Source organism: Streptomyces sp. NPDC006602, assembly GCF_042870385.1.
Lineage (GTDB): Bacteria > Actinomycetota > Actinomycetes > Streptomycetales > Streptomycetaceae > Streptomyces.
Window position 1 is genome coordinate 309,419 of sequence record NZ_JBIAHG010000006.1, and the last position, 16,883, is coordinate 326,301.

A 16,883-nucleotide genomic window follows, 5' to 3' on the forward strand; every position below is an offset into this window, starting at 1 on the left:
AGACCCCGAGACCGGATCGTGATGTCGCGGCGTCCTCCGGGGCGGTTCACGCTGGAGATGCGGGGTCGTTTCCTCGAGGGTCCTGGTGGGCCGGAACGGAGGACTCATGACGTCGGCGACTCGTAACGACGTTCCCATCGCGCTCGAAGGCGATGGAGTGGAGGTGCGCATCAAGCCCATCGGGGGCGGCCTCTCGGTCGGCTACGTCAGCCTGCCGCAGGGCACGGACATGGGCCCGGCCCTCAAGGGCATGCCGGGCGACGCGTGCCAGTGCCCCCACTGGGGCTACCTGCTCAAGGGGCGGCTGAAGATGCTCACGGCCGACGGTGAGGAGGAGTACGAGGCGGGTCAGGCGTACTACTGGGGACCCGGCCATGTCCCGGTGGCCCTGGAGGACTGCGAGTTCGTGGAGTTCTCCCCGACCGAGGACTTCCAGAAGGTCGTCGACCACGTGGTCGCCCAGGCCGGGTGAGTTGTCGGTGCCGGGCGGTCTTGTCGGTGCCGGGCGGTACCGTCGGATCATGGCTCAGGAAACGGGGAGCGGGGAGCGGCGACTCGCCGTGCTCGAAGGCGTGCTGGAGCGCATCACGTACGCCAACGAGGAGAACGGCTACACGGTCGCCCGGGTCGACACCGGCCGAGGGGGCGGCGACCTCCTGACGGTCGTCGGCGCGCTGCTCGGCGCCCAGGTCGGCGAATCCCTGCGGATGGAGGGCCGTTGGGGCTCCCACCAGCAGTACGGCAAGCAGTTCACCGTCGAGAACTACACGACCGTGCTCCCGGCCACCGTCCAGGGCATCCGCCGCTACCTCGGCTCCGGCCTGGTCAAGGGCATCGGCCCGGTCTTCGCCGACCGCATCACCCAGCACTTCGGCCTGGACACCCTCCAGGTCATCGAGGAGGAGCCCAAGCGCCTCATCGAGGTCCCCGGCCTCGGCCCCAAGCGGACGAAGAAGATCGCCGACGCCTGGGAGGAGCAGAAGGCGATCAAGGAGGTCATGCTCTTCCTCCAGACCGTCGAGGTGTCCACGTCCATCGCGGTCCGCATCTACAAGAAGTACGGCGACGCCTCGATCTCGGTCGTGAAGAACCAGCCGTACCGCCTGGCGTCCGACGTCTGGGGCATCGGCTTCCTCACCGCCGACAAGATCGCCCAGTCCGTCGGCATCCCTCACGACAGCCCGGAGCGCGTCAAGGCGGGTCTGCAGTACGCCCTTTCGCAGTCCACCGACCAGGGCCACTGCTACCTGCCCGAGGAACAGCTGATCACCGACGCGGTCAAGCTCCTCCAGGTCGACACGGGCCTGGTCATCGAGTGCCTCGCCGAGCTCGCGGCACCCCCGGAGGAGGGGGAGGACCCCGGTGTCGTACGGGAGAAGGTGCCGGGTCCGGACGGTGCCACCGTCACCGCGGTCTACCTGGTCCCCTTCCATCGGGCCGAACTCTCCCTGTCCGCCCAGCTGTTGCGCCTCCTGCGCACCGATCAGGACCGGATGCCCGGCTTCCGGGACGTGGCCTGGGACAAGGCGCTGGGCTGGCTCGCCTCGCGCACCGGGACGAAGCTCGCCCCCGAGCAGGAGGCGGCCGTGAAGCTGGCGCTGACCGAGAAGGTCGCCGTCCTCACCGGAGGCCCCGGCTGCGGCAAGTCCTTCACGGTCCGCTCGATCGTGGAGCTGGCCCGCGCCAAGAAGGCCAAGGTCGTCCTCGCCGCTCCCACCGGCCGCGCCGCCAAGCGCCTCGCGGAACTCACCGGCGCCGACGCCTCCACCGTCCACCGCCTGCTGGAACTGAAGCCCGGTGGCGACGCGGCCTACGACAAGGACCGCCCGCTGGACGCCGACCTGGTGGTGGTCGACGAGGCGTCCATGCTCGACCTGCTGCTCGCCAACAAGCTGGTGAAGGCGGTGCCTCCGGGCGCCCACCTCCTCTTCGTCGGGGACGTGGACCAGCTGCCCAGCGTCGGCGCCGGCGAGGTCCTCCGTGACCTGCTCGCCGACGGCGGCCCGATTCCGGCCGTGCGCCTCACGCGCGTGTTCCGGCAGGCCCAGCAGTCCGGCGTGGTGACCAACGCGCACCGGATCAACTCCGGGCAGCACCCCGTCACCGACGGCATGAAGGACTTCTTCCTCTTCGTCGAGGACGACACGGAGGAGGTCGGCCGCCTCACCGTGGACGTGGCGGCACGGCGAATTCCGGCCAAGTTCGGCCTCGACCCCCGCCGGGACGTCCAGGTCCTCGCGCCCATGCACCGGGGACCCGCCGGCGCGGGCAACCTCAACGGCCTGCTCCAGCAGGCCATCACCCCGGGCCGCCCCGAACTGCCGGAGAAGAGGTTCGGCGGCAGGGTCTTCCGGGTCGGCGACAAGGTCACCCAGATTCGCAACAATTACGAGAAGGGCACCAACGGTGTCTTCAACGGCACCGTGGGCGTGGTCACCTCGCTCGACCCGGTCGACCAGCGCCTCACAGTGCTGACCGACGAGGACGAGGAGGTGCCGTACGAATTCGACGAACTGGACGAGCTGGCCCACGCGTACGCGGTGACCATCCACCGATCGCAGGGGAGCGAGTATCCGGCCGTGGTCATCCCGGTCACCACCAGCGCCTGGATGATGCTCCAGCGGAACCTCCTGTACACGGCGGTCACCCGGGCCAAGAAGCTGGTCGTCCTCGTCGGTTCACGCAAAGCGATCGGCCAGGCCGTGCGCACGGTGTCCGCGGGACGCCGCTGCACGGCACTCGACTTCCGGCTCTCGGGACTGTGACCACAAAAAATGATCGATCAAATGAGTCATGTGGGTCACAGAGCCCTTCCGGAAGCGGGTTGGGGAGGGGCAGGATGAGCAAGTTGGCGGCACTCAGTGCCGCCGATAAGCCCAATGGTCGACCCCGAGTGCACTCTCCTGCGCCAAATGGGGGATGGTAGAGACAGTCAGGGCAACCTCGAAGAAGAGGCACAACGTCGGTGAGGGATGACGTGAGCGACAACTCTGTAGTACTGCGGTACGGCGACGGCGAGTACACCTACCCGGTGATCGACAGCACCGTCGGCGACAAGGGCTTCGACATCGGGAAGCTCCGTGCCCAGACCGGTCTGGTGACGCTGGACAGCGGTTACGGCAACACCGCCGCCTATAAATCCGCCATCACCTACCTCGACGGTGAACAGGGCATCCTCCGGTACCGCGGCTACCCGATCGAGCAGCTGGCCGAGCGCTCCACCTTCCTGGAGGTCGCCTACCTGCTGATCAACGGTGAGCTGCCCACCGTCGACGAGCTCACCGTCTTCCGGAACGACATCACGCAGCACACCCTGCTGCACGAGGACGTCAAGAACTTCTACCGCGGCTTCCCGCGCGACGCCCACCCGATGGCCATGCTGTCGTCGGTCGTCTCCGCGCTGTCGACGTTCTACCAGGACAGCCACAACCCGTTCGACGAGAAGCAGCGCAACCTCTCGACGATCCGGCTGCTCGCCAAGCTTCCGACGATCGCGGCGTACGCGTACAAGAAGTCGATCGGTCACCCGTTCGTCTACCCGCGCAACGACCTCGGCTACGTCGAGAACTTCCTGCGCATGACCTTCTCGGTCCCGGCTCAGGAGTACGTGCCCGACCCGACCGTGGTCTCCGCCCTGGACAAGCTGCTGATCCTGCACGCGGACCACGAGCAGAACTGTTCGACCTCCACCGTGCGCCTGGTCGGCTCCTCGCAGGCGAACATGTTCGCGTCGATCTCGGCCGGCATCAACGCCCTGTGGGGCCCGCTGCACGGCGGTGCCAACCAGTCCGTCCTGGAGATGCTGGAGGGCATCCAGACGAACGGCGGCGATGTCGACTCCTTCATCCGCAAGGTGAAGAACAAGGAGGACGGCGTCCGCCTGATGGGCTTCGGCCACCGGGTGTACAAGTCCTTCGACCCGCGCGCGAAGATCATCAAGGCCGCCGCGCACGACGTGCTGTCCGCCCTCGGCAAGTCCGACGAGCTGCTGGACATCGCGCTCAAGCTGGAGGAGCACGCGCTCTCCGACGACTACTTCGTCTCGCGCAACCTCTACCCGAACGTCGACTTCTACACCGGCCTGATCTACCGCGCCATGGGCTTCCCGACCGAGATGTTCACGGTCCTGTTCGCCCTCGGCCGCCTCCCGGGCTGGATCGCCCAGTGGCACGAGATGATCAAGGAGCCGGGCTCCCGCATCGGCCGCCCGCGCCAGATCTACACGGGTGTCGTCGAGCGCGACTTCGTTCCGGTCGAGGAGCGCTGATCGACGCAGGCGCGCTGCCGGAAGGTGGCGCGCCTGCGAGAACACGGCCGACAGCCAAAAACGGAAGGCGCCCTGCCGCCGGTCCCCCCACGGGCCGGCGTACAGGGCGCCTTCCCATGTCCCGGTGCGGATTCCCCCCACGGGATCCGGCCGGGCGTCTGTGAGAAACCAGCGCCTGAATCGCTGTTTGAGCAAAACGAGCAGAACTCGTCGTACTACTGCTGTGTGCGATCTGCCGGGACAGCGCACGGACGGGAGGGCCGCTCAAAGCTCCCCGGTGTACGTGTCCCGGCAACGCATCTCTGAGGAAGTCCCCCAAGACATCCTCAGATGCCAGTCAGCGCCCCCCAAGACGCCTTCTGACATCGTCAACTTAGACCTTCGAACTCCTTCGATGGTTACGTTCGTATCACTGTGATCTGCGTCTCTTGCATATGTCCGTTAGGTACGCAAGAGCCCGGATACTGCGAACGGGACCCAAGCGTAAGGATGATGCGCGAGCCTTGTGAAGAGCTTATGTGAGGGCGGCGCCGGACTCCAGGGGGGGGTCCGGCATCGGAATGCCCGGAGCCGAAGGCTGTTCGTCACCACCAACAGGATTGCTGAACCCGGTGATCGTGGGGGCGGCGACGGCCTTCACGTCCGCCGGAACCGGTACCGGCCGGCCGGTACCGGTTCCGGGGCGGGAGATCGGAAGCGGATCAGGGCTCAGGCCTTGCCGGCGAGCTCGAAGCCGGCCTCGTCGACGGCGGCCCGCACGGCCTCCTCGTCGAGGGGTGCCGCGGACACGACGGTGACCTCACCGGTCGAGGCGACGGCCTTCACCGAGCTGACACCGGGGATCTCGGAGATCTCGCTCGAGACGGAGCCCTCGCAGTGCCCGCAGCTCATGCCGGTCACCTTGTAGACGGCGGTGACGGTACCCGGGGTGTCGGTCTGGGTGCTCATGTCGTTCTCCTCGTCGGGGCGCGTGGGACTCTGCTCTCCCTCTCCACGTTATACCCCTAGGGGGTATTTCCCGAAGAGGGACACGGCGTGCCCGTGGGCGGGTGAGCGGTCTGAGCCGCGGTGAGGCCGGTCAGGGAGCCTGGGTCGCGGTCAGGCCGGGCCGGCCGAGTCTCTCCCCGACCAGCGGGTCGAGATAGCGGACCAGGGCGTTCTTCAGTTCCCGGACGTACGCCTCGCGCTCGGCGCCTTCGTGGGCGAGGACCAGTTCGAGGCCGGCCTTGTACATGCCCAGGCACATGTGCGCGGTACGGGAGAGGTCGCCCGGGGGCGCGTCGGGCAGGAACGAGGAGAGCAGGCCCTCGATGCGGGAGAGCAGCGTGGCGTGCAGGGCGTCGTGCGCCTCGGAGATCCGGCCGGGGGCATCGGGGCCGTGCATCAGCGCGAAGAACACCGGGTGCCGGCAGTTGAAGTCGATGAACCGCTCGACGGCTGCACCGACGGCCTCCTCCAGCGGGGTCACGGGGTCGACCGGTGCGAGCGCCTCGCCGTAGGTGTCCCGCATCTCGTGCATGAGGCGGTCGCCCAGCTCGATCGCGATCGCTTCCTTGTTCGGGAAGAACTGATAGAGCGTGCCCGGCGAGACGCCCGCCTCGCGGGCGATGGCGTTGGTGCTGGCGGCCGTGTAGCCGGTGGTGCAGAAGACGTGGGCGGCGGCTTCGAGGAGTTGGGCGATTCGGCGCTCACCGCGGGCCTGGCGGCGGCGCGGCGGCTGCTCCTGCTCCTGCTTCTCCTGGCTGTCGGGCACGTGTTTTCCCCAACTCTCCGGGCACGGTTGACAAACACGAGCGGTCGCTCGCATTCTGGTGGAACGCGAGCGAGGTCTCGTGTTTGCCATTTTATGCGCTCCACGGTGAAGGGGACACCGCACGATGACCGAAGTCAACGGCCCGCCCCGCGTAGGCGGCTGGGCCCGATTCGTGACCGCCCGCCCCCGGTTGTCGCTGCTCGCGGCCCTGGTGGTGACCGTGCTCGCCGTGCTGGCGGGCAGCGGGGTCGCGGACCGGCTGGGTGCCGGCGGCTGGGAGGATCCGGACGCCGAGTCGACGTACGCGACCAAGGCCCTGGAGCGCGATTTCCCCGACTCCCAGCCCAACTTCCTGCTCCTGGTGGACTCGGGCGGCTCCTCGGTCGACGACCCGGCGGTCGCCGCCGAGGCCGAGCGGCTCGCCGGGCGACTGGCCGGGGAGGAGGGCGTCATGGGCGTCAGCTCGTACTGGCAGTCCGGCGCCCCCGCCCTGCGCGCGAAGGACGGCCACGAGGCGCTGATCGCCGCCCGGATCGCGGGCGACGAGAAGGAGATGGGCGAGACCCTGGACCGCATCGCCCCGTCATACCGAGGCGCACACGGCCCGGTGGACGTGACGGTCGGCGGCCCGGTCGCCGTGCGGCACGAGATGCAGACGATCATCCAGGAGGACCTGACCCGCGCCGAGATGATCGCCCTGCCGGTGACGCTGGTGCTGCTGGTGATGGTCTTCGGCAGCGCGATCGCCGCCCTGCTGCCTCTCGGCATCGGCATCGTCGCGATCCTCGGCACGAACGCGGTGCTGCGCGGCCTCACCGAGGTCACCGACGTCTCCGTCTTCGCACTGAACCTCACCACGGCCCTGGGCCTCGGCCTCGCCGTCGACTACGCCCTCTTCATCGTCCGCCGCTTCCGCGAGGAACTGGCCGACGGAGCCGAGCCGTTGACGGCGGTCGGCACGACGCTGCGCACGGCCGGCCGCACCGTGCTCTTCTCCGCGCTCACGGTCGCGGTCTCACTGGCCGCGATGCTGCTCTTCCCGCAGTACTTCCTGCGGTCCTTCGCGTACGCCGGTATCGCGGTCGTCCTGCTGGCCGCCGCGGCCGCGCTGATCCTGCTCCCGGCGGCTCTCGTCCTGCTGGGCCACCGGGTCGACTCCCTCGACCTGCGCCGCGTGTTCCGGCGCGGCGGGCCACCGCGGGCGGCCGTGGAGGGGAGCGGCGCCTGGGCGCGCACCGCGAACCTCGTCATGCGCCGCGCCCCCTTCTTCGCCCTGGGCACCACGGCCGTGCTCGTCCTGCTCGGACTGCCCTTCCTGGGCGTGAAGTTCGGCACCGCCGACGACCGTCAGCTGCCGGCAGGCGCCGAGTCCCACGTCGTGCAGCAGCACATCAGGGACGGCTTCCCCGGCAGCCCCGGCGGCGGCCTCGAAGTGCTCGCCGAGGGGCCGGCGACCCAGGCGCAGTACGCCGCTTACAAGGAGCGGATCGGGGACCTGCCCGAGGTGCAGCGGGTGGACGGCCCGCTGGTCAAGGGCGACTCGGCGTACTTCACCGTGCTGCCGAAGGGCGAGGCGGTCGACGACCCGGCCCAGCGCCTGGTGGACGACCTGCGCGCCACGAACGCCCCCTTCGGCACGAAGGTGACCGGCACCGCGGCCGTCCTGGTCGACTCCAAGGACGCGATAGCCGAGCAACTGCCCCTCGCGGGCGCCTTCATCGTGATCGTCACCCTGCTCCTGGTGTTCCTGCTGACCGGCAGCCTGCTGATACCGATCCAGGCGGTCGTGCTCAACGCGCTCAGCCTGACGGCCATGTTCGGCGCGGTGGTCTGGGTCTTCCAGGACGGCCATCTGTCCGGCCTGCTCGGCTTCACCAGCCCCGGCTCGATAGAGACGACCCTTCCGGTCCTGATGTTCTGCGTGGCCTTCGGACTGTCGATGGACTACGGCGTCTTCCTGCTCTCCCGCATCAAGGAGGAGTACGACAAGACCGGCGACCACGACCGGTCGGTCCGGCACGGACTGCAGCGCACGGGCGGGCTGATAACGGCGGCCGCGGTGATCCTCGCCGTGGTGATGGTCGCGATCGGCACCTCCAGGGTGACCAACACCAAGATGCTCGGCCTGGGAATCGCGCTGGCGGTCGTGATGGACGCGATGATCGTCCGCAGCCTCCTGGTCCCGGCTGTCATGCGCCTCACGGGCCGGGCGACCTGGTGGGCCCCACAACCGCTGCGGCGGTTCCATGAGCGGTTCGGGCTGAGTGAGGGCGGCGGGGGATCGGAGCCGGCAGCGGAGCAGGACCGGGACAAGGTGGCGGCGCGCGGTTAACGTTCCGCCGTCAGAGGTGATCGGCGCAAAGGCGAGGCGGGCGTATGCGGGCTGTGGTGTTCGAGCGGTACGGGGAGCCGGCCGACGTACGGGAGGTGGCGGATCCGGCGCCCGCGGAGCACGGGGCCGTGGTGCGGGTCGAGGCGACGGGGCTGTGCCGCAGCGACTGGCACGGCTGGCAGGGCCACGACCCGGACATCAAGCTGCCGCATGTGCCGGGGCATGAACTCGCCGGTGTCGTCGAGGCGGTGGGCGCCCGGGTGACCGGCTGGCACCCCGGCGACCGTGTGACCGTCCCCTTCGTGTGCGCCTGCGGCAACTGCCCGTCCTGCGCGGCGGGCGACCAGCAGGTGTGCGAGCGGCAGACACAGCCCGGCTTCACACACTGGGGTTCCTTCGCCCAGTACGTGGCGCTGGACCATGCCGAGGTGAACCTCGTCGCGGTCCCGGACGAGATGTTCTTCGCCACCGCGGCCTCCCTCGGCTGTCGGTTCGCCACGGCGTTCCGGGCAGTGGTGCAGCAGGGCCGGGTGGCGGCGGGGGAGTGGGTCGCTGTGCACGGCTGCGGGGGCGTCGGCCTGTCCGCGGTAATGATCGCGGTGGCGTCGGGGGCGCGGGTGGTGGCGGTCGACGTGTCGCCGGGGGCCCTGGACCTGGCACGCAAGTTCGGTGCCGTGGAGTGCGTGGACGCGTCCCGCACCGAGGACACGGCGGCGGCGGTCCGCGAGCTGACCGGCGGCGGCGCCCACCTCTCCCTCGACGCCCTCGGCTCGCCCACCACCTGCGCGGCCTCCGTGCACGGCCTGCGCCGCAGGGGCCGCCACGTCCAGGTGGGCCTGCTGCCTTCGGCCGACGGCACGACTCCCGTCCCCATGGCCCGCGCGATCGGCCTGGAGCTGGAACTCCTCGGCAGCCATGGCATGGCCGCGCACACCTATCCGCCGATGCTGGAACTGGTCCGGGCGGGAGTACTGCGGCCCGACCTGCTGGTCACGTCGACGATAGGGCTGGCCGCGGTGCCGGCGGCGCTGGCCGCGATGGGAACGGCACCGGGGGTGGGGGTGACCGTCATCGAGCCGTGGAGCTGAGGACGGCCCCTTGTGGTCGAGGAGCCGAAGGACGGTCGGTCAGTCCAGTCTGCGACCGCGATTGCCCGGCCGGGACGCCACCCACGCCCGGACCGTGTCCGCGTACCAGAAGGGCTTGCCGCCCTCGACGTGGTCGGGCGGGGGCAGCAGCCCGTGTTTGCGGTAGGACCGCACGGTGTCGGGCTGGACCTCGATGTGCGCCGCGATCTCCTTGTAGGACCAGAGCCTTCGGTCGGTCATGAAGTGCACCTCCCTGCGCAGGCCGCGGCGGCGGCCGGGGGCGGCCGTCACGGGGTACCGGGCACAGCGCTGGCGATCACAAAGCCTGTGCCCGGTGAACGACGGTGACTGAGGGGAGGGCAGGGCCTGTGTGCCGGGTGTGACGCAGGAGCCGCGTACCCGGGACATGTGTGACGCGAAGGGGGTGTTCGTGACAGAAGTGACGCAAAGGCATACGTGGGCTCATGGCCGGGCGCGTTGACATACGGCGGAAAGAGGCTCCGCGGCTCAGGGCGGCCGCACAGCCCGAGGCGGGGGGGGGGCCCGCGCGGGGGGGGGGGCGCGCGCCCCCCCCCCCCCCCCCCCCCCCCCCCCCCCCCCCGGCTCCCCGCACCCCCCCGGTGCGTCCCGGTCCTTCGTCCGGGACGCACAGCGTGCCTTCAGCGAGCGTCGCCGGTCTTGGAGAAAACCGCACTAATTTCGTCCAGATCGAGGACAAGAATCGAGGACAAGACTCGTCGCCTCGCCTGCCATCCGGTCGATCGCCGGCGCCCCGGTCCGGGTCGGCACCTGAACCCGTACCTGCCGGGCCGCCGTGAACTCTCTCGGCGTGCACCCCGTCATCGCCTTGAACTCGCCGCTGAGATGCGCCTGGTCGTAGAACCCGCAGACCGCGGCCGTCTCCGCCTGCCCCCGCCCCGCCGCCAGCAGCCGCCGCGCCCGCTGCAACCGCAGCACGCGCGCCGCCGCCTTCGGACCCAGCCCGATCTGCTCCCGGAAACGGTTCTCCAGGTGCCGTACGCTCCAGCCGACCTCCTCGGCGAGCCGTCGTACCGGCATCGAACCGCCCGTCCGCACCAGCTCCGACCAGGCCCGCACCACCCGTGCCGAACACGGCGTACCGGCCGCCCACCAGCGCGCGAACACGTCGTCGAGCAGCCCGAAGCGGTCCTGCCAGGTCGGCAACGCGGCCAGCGCGGCGGAGAGTTCGCCGACGCGTCCGCCCAGGGCGTGCGGGAGGTCGTCGGGGTCGACGGTGCGGTCGGCGAGTTCGGACTGCGGGGTGCCGAAGAGGGTGAACGCGGCCCAGGGCGTGAGCAGCACCTCGATGCCGGACAGCCGTCCGGCGTGCTCGCCGACGGCCGGTGTGGTCGTGGGCCCGCAGTAGACCGACACGAGGGTGACCGTGGGCCGACCGGCGCGCGAGATGCGGACGGGCTGGTCGAAGCCCAGCAGCAGCGTCACCGCGCCGATGGGCGCCTCCAGCCGACGCCGCGGCCGTTCCATCGCCAGCCGCAGCCCGCGGTAGCTCATCACGCCGGGCCGCAGCCGCGGATGGGATAAGGCGAGGGCGGACTCCCAGGAACCCGCGGGGCCCTGCCCGGACCGGACCAGCACCGCACCCACCATCAGCCCCCCACGCAGCCCGCCTCCAGAGGGCACCCATCGTGCTACGGCGAGGAAGACATGCCCAGGGGCGCGAGGGAACTGCGCGACAAGCCCCCACAAGCCGCACCCGCCCGCGCACCCGCACAACCGGCACCCCCGTAGGCGCCCCGCCCCACCCCCGGAGGGCTACGCCCCGCACGACCTCAAGAACGCCCGGGTCCGCTGCGCGATCGGCAGCGGCCGGTCCGGCTCGCACGGGTACATGTCCTGCTCGACGATCGCGAACAGGTCGACGTCCAGCTTCTGCGCGGCCTCCAGGACGGGACCCAGGGCGGGCACGCCTGCGGGCGGCTCGCACATCACACCGCGCGCGACCGCAGGCCCGAACGGCACCTCGTTCGCCCGCACGTCGGCCAGGATCTCCGGGTCGACCTGCTTGAGGTGCAGGTACCCGATCCGCTCGCCGTAGGTCTCGATGAGCTTGACGCTGTCGCCGCCGCAGTACGCGTAGTGCCCGGTGTCCAGGCACAGCGACACCAGGTCGGAGTCCGTGCCGTCCAGGAACCGGACGACGTTCTCCTCGCTGTCGATGTGGGTGTCGGCGTGCGGGTGGACGACGATCCGCAGCCCGTACTCCTCGCGCACCCGCCGCCCCAGCCGCTCGGTCAGGGAGGCCAGATTGCGCCACTGCTCGGGCGTGAGCGTGTCCGGCTCCAGCACCTCACCGGTCTTGTCGTCCCGCCAGAAGGACGGGATGACCACCAGGTGGGAGGCCCCCATCGCCTGCGCCAGGACGGCGTTGTCCGCGACATGCGCCCAGGTCTTCTCCCACACGGCCTCGCCGTGGTGCAGGCCGGTGAAGACCGTGCCGGCCGACACCTTCAGGCCACGCCTGGCGGTCTCCTCGGTGAGGACGGCCGGGTCGGTCGGCAGGTATCCGTACGGGCCGAGTTCGATCCACTCGTAGCCGGACTGCGCGACCTCGTCGAGGAAGCGCCGCCAGGGCACCTGCCGGGGATCGTCCGGGAACCAGACGCCCCAGGAGTCGGGGGCCGATCCGATCCGGATGCGGGACAGTGAGGTCTGAGGTGACAACGACGTCATGGCCGCCAGCGTGCGGATCCGGAGCGGAGGTGTCAAGCCTCGTCCGAATGTCTGGACAAAGTATTGACATGGCTCACCATGCGGGACTAGAAAGCCGTCGGGACCAGAAAGCCGTGGAGAGCCGACACGAAGGGAAGTCGATGCCGTACGACCTGATCACCATGGGGCGGATCGGAGTGGACCTCTATCCGCTGCAGACGGGCGTCCCGCTGCCGCAGGTGTCGTCCTTCGGCAAGTTCCTCGGCGGCTCGGCCACCAACGTCGCGGTCGCCGCCGCCCGCCTGGGACGGCACACGGCGGTGATCACACGTACCGGCGACGACCCCTTCGGCACCTACCTGCACGAGGAGCTGCGGGGCTTCGGCGTCGACGACCGCTGGGTCACCCCGGTGCCGGATCTGCAGACGCCGATCACCTTCTGCGAGGTCTTCCCGCCGGACGACTTCCCGCTCTACTTCTACCGCCGGCCCAAGGCGCCCGACCTGGAGATCGACGCCCACGAGCTGGACCTGGACGCCATCCGCGAGGCCCGCATCTTCTGGGTCACCGGCACCGGCCTGAGCGAGGAGCCCAGCCGTACGGCGACCCTGGCGGCCCTCGCCCACCGGGCCAGGGCCCAGGTGACCGTCTTCGACCTCGACTGGCGCCCGATGTTCTGGAGCGACCCCGACACGGCCCGCCCCTTCTACGAAGAGGCCCTCCGTCACACCACCGTCGCCGTCGGCAACCTCGACGAGGTGGAGGTGGCCACCGGAGTGCGCGAGCCGCACGCCGCAGCCCGCGCGCTCATTGACGCCGGTGTCGAACTCGCCGTGGTCAAGCAGGGCCCCAAGGGCGTCCTCGCCGTCAACAGCAAGGGCGAGTCCGCCGAGGTCCCACCGCTCCCGGTGAACGTCCTCAACGGCCTCGGCGCCGGCGACGCCTTCGGCGGCTCACTCTGCCACGGCCTGCTGGAGGGCTGGGACCTGGAGAAGATCATGCGGCACGCCAACGCGGCCGGGGCCATCGTCGCCTCCCGCCTGGAGTGCTCGTCCGCGATGCCCACACCGGACGAAGTGACAGCGGCCCTCGCGGCGGGAGCGGTCCTGTGACCGCCGTCGCCCCCGTAGGAAACGGCCCCGTGCCCTCCGTCGACGTCTCCGAACTCGTCCGCCTGCGCACCCAGCACCCCGAGGCGATCGCGGAGGCCGCCGCCCGCCGCCCCCGCCGGCCGCTGCTCAACGAGACCGGCCGTCTGATGATCGTCGCCGCCGACCACCCGGCCCGCGGCGCCCTCGGTGTCGGCGACCGCAAGTTCGCCATGGCCAACCGCGTCGACCTGCTCCAGCGCCTGTGCCTGGCCCTGTCGCGCCCCGGCGTGGACGGCGTCCTCGCCACCGCCGACATCCTCGACGACCTGCTGCTCCTCGGTGCCCTCGACGGCAAGGTCGTCATGGGCTCGATGAACCGCGGCGGCCTCCAGGGCGCCAGTTTTGAACTCGACGACCGCTTCACCGGCCACCGCCCCGAGGACATCGAGCGCTTCGGCTTCGACGCGGGCAAGCTGCTTCTGCGGATCGACTACGACGACCCGGGCTCCCTCACCACTCTGGAGTCCACGGCCCGCGCCATCGACGACATGGCCGCGCGTCGGCTCCCCGTGTTCGTCGAGCCGTTCATCAGCCGCCGCTCCCCGGAGGGCAGGCTGAGCAACGACCTCTCCGCGGAAGCCGTCACCAAGTCGATCGCCATCGCCTCCGGGCTCGGCGGCAGCTCGGCCTACACCTGGCTGAAGGTGCCCGTCACCGAGAACCCCGACGACATGGCCGAGGTCATGGCGGCCTCCACGCTGCCCGCCGTGCTGCTGGGCGGCGAGGTCGGCGACGATCAGGACGGTGCGTACGAGAAGTGGCGGGGAGCCCTGCAACTGCCCACCGTGCGCGGCCTGGTGGTCGGCCGTTCGCTGCTGTACCCGGCGGACGGCGACGTGGCCGCCGCTGTGGACACCGCCGTAGGACTGTTGTGAGGGCCGCATGACGAGCAACGACCTCTACCTCGCGAAGGGCACCACGACCGGCGCCCGGTACGCCGTCGACATCGACCCGAAGCGGGCCGGCTGGACCCACAGCAGCCTGCGGATCGTCGAACTGGAGGCGGGCGGTACGCACGCCTTCGACACCGGGGACAGCGAGTGGATCGTCCTCCCGCTGCAAGGCGGATGCACCGTACAAGCAGAGGGCAGTGAGTTCCGACTCCTGGGCCGGGAAAGCGTGTTCGCCGGAGTCAGCGACTTCGCGTACGTGCCCCGTGACGCCCGGGCACAGATCGCCTCCGGCGCGGGCGGCCGCTTTGCTTTGGCAGGAGCGAAGTGCGAGCGACGACTCCCCGCCCGCTACGGCCCCGCGCCGGAGGTCCCGCAGGAACAGCGCGGCAGCGGCAACTGCCTGCGCCACGTCCGCAACTTCGCCTCGGCGGACGCCTTCGACTGCGACAAGCTGATCGCCGTCGAGGTGATCACGCCGGGCGGCAACTGGTCCTCGTACCCGCCGCACAAGCACGACGAGCACCGGCCGGGCGAGGAGGCGGAGCTGGAGGAGATCTACTACTTCGAGATCGACGGCCCGAACGGATTCGGCTATCAGCGCGTATCCCCTTCCCGTGAGGGCGGATCCGACGTCCTCGCGGAGGTCCGCTCCGGCGACGCCGTGCTCGTCCCCGACGGATGGCACGGCCCGTCGATCGCTCAGCCCGGCCACGACATGTACTACCTGAACGTCATGGCGGGCCCGGGCGAGACCCGGGAGTGGCGGATCTGCTTCCACCCGGCCCACGTAGAAAGCACAGGGGGTTACCGATGACCTCAACGACGAGGCTCACGGTCGCGCAGGCGCTCGTCCGCTTCCTGTCCGCCCAGTACACGGAACGCGACGGCGTGCGGCAGCGGCTGATCGGCGCGACCTGGGGCATCTTCGGCCACGGGAACGTCGCCGGGCTCGGCCAGGCGCTCGTGGAGTACGCCGACGAGATGCCGTACCACCAGGGCCGCAACGAGCAGTCCATGGTGCACGCGGCGGTCGGCTACGCGAGGCAGTCGGGCCGCCTCTCCACCCACGCGGTCACGACCTCCATCGGCCCCGGCGCGACCAACCTGGTCACCGGTGCCGCCCTCGCCACGATCAACCACATCCCGGTTCTGCTGCTCCCCGGCGACACCTTCGCCACCCGGGTCGCCGACCCGGTCCTCCAGCAGCTGGAACTGCCGTACGCCGGTGACGTGTCGGTCAACGACTGCCTGCGCCCGGTGTCGAGGTACTTCGACCGCGTCACCCGGCCGGAGGCCCTGATCCCGGCCGCCCTGCAGGCCATGCGGGTGCTCACCGACCCGGTGGAGACCGGGGCCGTGACGCTGGCCCTCCCGCAGGACGTCCAGGCCGAGGCGTACGAGTGGCCCGACGAGTTCTTCGCCGAGCGCACCTGGGTCGTACGACGTCCGGGCGCCGACCCGACCGAACTCGCCGAGGCGGTCGACGCGATCAGGACGGCCGAGCGCCCCCTGCTGATCGCCGGCGGCGGCGTCCACCACAGCCGCGCCGAGGAGGCCCTCGCCGAGTTCGCCGCGGCCACCGGCATCCCGGTCGCCTCCACGCAGGCAGGCAAGGGCTCCCTGCGCTACGACCATCCCCAGGACGTCGGCGGCGTCGGCCACACCGGCACCGCGACGGCCGACGAGCTCGCCCGCCTGGCCGACCTGGTGATCGGCGTCGGCACCCGCTACACCGACTTCACCACCGCCTCCGGCACCCTCTTCGAACACCCGGGCGTCCGCTTCCTCAACCTCAACATCGCCCCGTACGACGGCCACAAGCTCGCCGGCCTGCCGCTCGTCGCGGACGCCCGCAGCGGCCTCCAGGAGCTCACCCAGTCCCTGGGCATGCACGGGCACCGGGTCCCGGACACGTACGTCCGCGAGTACACGGAGGACAAGGAGCGCTGGGAACAGCGCGTCGACGCCTGCTACGAGGCCGAGGAGCCGGACGTACGCCCGACGCAGCCCCAGGTGCTCGGCGCCCTTGACGCCCTGGTCGACGACACGGACGTGATCATCAACGCGGCCGGTTCGCTCCCCGGCGACCTGCACAAGCTGTGGCGGGCGCGCTCCCGGGACCAGTACCACCTGGAGTACGGCTACTCCTGCATGGGCTACGAGATCCCGGCCGCCATCGGCGTCAAGATGGCGGCACCCGACCGGCCCGTGTGGGCGCTGGTCGGCGACGGCACCTATCTGATGATGCCGACGGAGATCGTGACGGCCGTACAGGAGGGGATCGCCATCAAGATGCTCCTCGTGCAGAACCACGGCTACGCGTCCATCGGCGGACTGTCCGAGACGGTGGGCGGCGAGCGCTTCGGCACCGCCTACCGCTATCAGTCCGAGGACGGTACCTACACGGGGGCGCCGCTCCCCGTCGACCTCGCCGCCAACGCGGCGAGCCTGGGCATGCGCGTGCTGCGCGCGAAGACCGTACGGGATCTGCGGGCCGCGCTCGCCGAGGCCCGGGCGGCCGACACTCCCACATGTGTCTACGTCGAGACGGAAACGGCAGACACAGTGTCGGGCCCGCCGCCGGCGCAGGCCTGGTGGGATGTACCTGTGGCCGAAACCGCGACCCGACCGTCCGCGGTGAAGGCACGTGAGCTGTACGAACGGCACGTCTCCACCCGACGCCGCCATCTGTGAAGGAGTACTCGGTC

14 protein-coding genes are annotated in these 16,883 nt (G+C 70.4%); 9 read left to right on the forward strand and 5 right to left on the reverse strand.

Going from position 1 to position 16,883, the window contains the following annotated elements; all coding sequences use genetic code 11:
• The first annotated feature begins 106 nt into the window (after positions 1 to 106).
• The 3 genes from ACFYO2_RS19310 to ACFYO2_RS19320 all read left to right on the forward strand — a co-directional run bounded on the left by ACFYO2_RS19310 (position 107) and on the right by ACFYO2_RS19320 (position 4,267).
• Positions 107 to 472 carry a hypothetical protein gene (locus ACFYO2_RS19310; protein WP_388350119.1) on the forward strand — a complete coding sequence of 122 codons (366 nt, stop codon included), beginning with the start codon at positions 107 to 109 and terminating at the stop codon, positions 470 to 472.
• 49 nt (positions 473 to 521) lie between these two features.
• Positions 522 to 2,765, forward strand: a complete 2,244-nt coding sequence (locus ACFYO2_RS19315) for an ATP-dependent RecD-like DNA helicase (protein ID WP_388350120.1) — start codon at positions 522 to 524, stop codon at positions 2,763 to 2,765.
• Between the two features lie 212 nt (positions 2,766 to 2,977).
• Complete coding sequence (locus tag ACFYO2_RS19320) at positions 2,978 to 4,267, forward strand: citrate synthase (RefSeq protein ID WP_388350122.1); 1,290 nt, start codon at positions 2,978 to 2,980, stop codon at positions 4,265 to 4,267.
• A gap of 708 nt (positions 4,268 to 4,975) precedes the next feature.
• Here the strand turns inward: ACFYO2_RS19320 and ACFYO2_RS19325 are convergent.
• Together ACFYO2_RS19325 and ACFYO2_RS19330 are read right to left on the reverse strand one after the other, a co-directional pair.
• Complete coding sequence (locus tag ACFYO2_RS19325) at positions 4,976 to 5,215, reverse strand: heavy-metal-associated domain-containing protein (protein ID WP_388350124.1); 240 nt, start codon at positions 5,213 to 5,215, stop codon at positions 4,976 to 4,978.
• A gap of 130 nt (positions 5,216 to 5,345) precedes the next feature.
• The gene (locus ACFYO2_RS19330) at positions 5,346 to 6,020 is read right to left on the reverse strand and encodes a TetR/AcrR family transcriptional regulator (RefSeq protein ID WP_388350126.1); all 675 of its coding nucleotides are present in this window, start codon (positions 6,018 to 6,020) and stop codon (positions 5,346 to 5,348) included.
• Positions 6,021 to 6,144: 124 nt separating this feature from the next.
• Here ACFYO2_RS19330 and ACFYO2_RS19335 point away from each other — a divergent pair, with 124 nt between their 5' ends.
• Together ACFYO2_RS19335 and ACFYO2_RS19340 are read left to right on the forward strand one after the other, a co-directional pair.
• The gene (locus tag ACFYO2_RS19335; protein ID WP_388350128.1) at positions 6,145 to 8,352 is read left to right on the forward strand and encodes an MMPL family transporter; all 2,208 of its coding nucleotides are present in this window, start codon (positions 6,145 to 6,147) and stop codon (positions 8,350 to 8,352) included.
• Between the two features lie 44 nt (positions 8,353 to 8,396).
• Positions 8,397 to 9,440 carry a zinc-dependent alcohol dehydrogenase family protein gene (locus ACFYO2_RS19340; protein WP_388350130.1) on the forward strand — a complete coding sequence of 348 codons (1,044 nt, stop codon included), beginning with the start codon at positions 8,397 to 8,399 and terminating at the stop codon, positions 9,438 to 9,440.
• A gap of 39 nt (positions 9,441 to 9,479) precedes the next feature.
• Here ACFYO2_RS19340 and ACFYO2_RS19345 read toward each other — a convergent pair whose 3' ends face one another.
• From ACFYO2_RS19345 to ACFYO2_RS19355, 3 genes are all read right to left on the reverse strand, one after another.
• Positions 9,480 to 9,680 (reverse strand): helix-turn-helix transcriptional regulator, encoded by a 201-nt coding sequence (locus ACFYO2_RS19345; protein ID WP_388350131.1) that lies wholly within the window; start codon positions 9,678 to 9,680, stop codon positions 9,480 to 9,482.
• 453 nt (positions 9,681 to 10,133) lie between these two features.
• Positions 10,134 to 10,946: a helix-turn-helix domain-containing protein gene (locus ACFYO2_RS19350; RefSeq protein ID WP_388350406.1), complete on the reverse strand. Its 813-nt coding sequence runs from the start codon at positions 10,944 to 10,946 to the stop codon at positions 10,134 to 10,136.
• 288 nt (positions 10,947 to 11,234) lie between these two features.
• A complete protein-coding gene (locus ACFYO2_RS19355) occupies positions 11,235 to 12,152 on the reverse strand; it encodes a sugar phosphate isomerase/epimerase family protein (RefSeq protein ID WP_388350133.1) in 918 nt (305 codons plus the stop codon).
• Between the two features lie 140 nt (positions 12,153 to 12,292).
• Here ACFYO2_RS19355 and iolC point away from each other — a divergent pair, with 140 nt between their 5' ends.
• The 4 genes from iolC to iolD are packed head-to-tail and all read left to right on the forward strand — an operon-like array spanning position 12,293 to position 16,869.
• Positions 12,293 to 13,243 carry a 5-dehydro-2-deoxygluconokinase gene (iolC, locus tag ACFYO2_RS19360; RefSeq protein ID WP_388350135.1) on the forward strand — a complete coding sequence of 317 codons (951 nt, stop codon included), beginning with the start codon at positions 12,293 to 12,295 and terminating at the stop codon, positions 13,241 to 13,243.
• Positions 13,240 to 14,157: a deoxyribose-phosphate aldolase gene (locus ACFYO2_RS19365; protein WP_388350137.1), complete on the forward strand. Its 918-nt coding sequence runs from the start codon at positions 13,240 to 13,242 to the stop codon at positions 14,155 to 14,157. The genes iolC and ACFYO2_RS19365 overlap by 4 nt, the downstream gene beginning before the upstream one ends.
• 7 nt (positions 14,158 to 14,164) lie before the next feature.
• Positions 14,165 to 14,989, forward strand: a complete 825-nt coding sequence (iolB, locus tag ACFYO2_RS19370; RefSeq protein ID WP_388350139.1) for a 5-deoxy-glucuronate isomerase — start codon at positions 14,165 to 14,167, stop codon at positions 14,987 to 14,989.
• The gene (gene iolD / locus ACFYO2_RS19375) at positions 14,986 to 16,869 is read left to right on the forward strand and encodes a 3D-(3,5/4)-trihydroxycyclohexane-1,2-dione acylhydrolase (decyclizing) (RefSeq protein WP_388350141.1); all 1,884 of its coding nucleotides are present in this window, start codon (positions 14,986 to 14,988) and stop codon (positions 16,867 to 16,869) included. Before iolB ends, iolD begins: the two co-directional genes overlap by 4 nt.
• Positions 16,870 to 16,883: the final 14 nt, after the last annotated feature.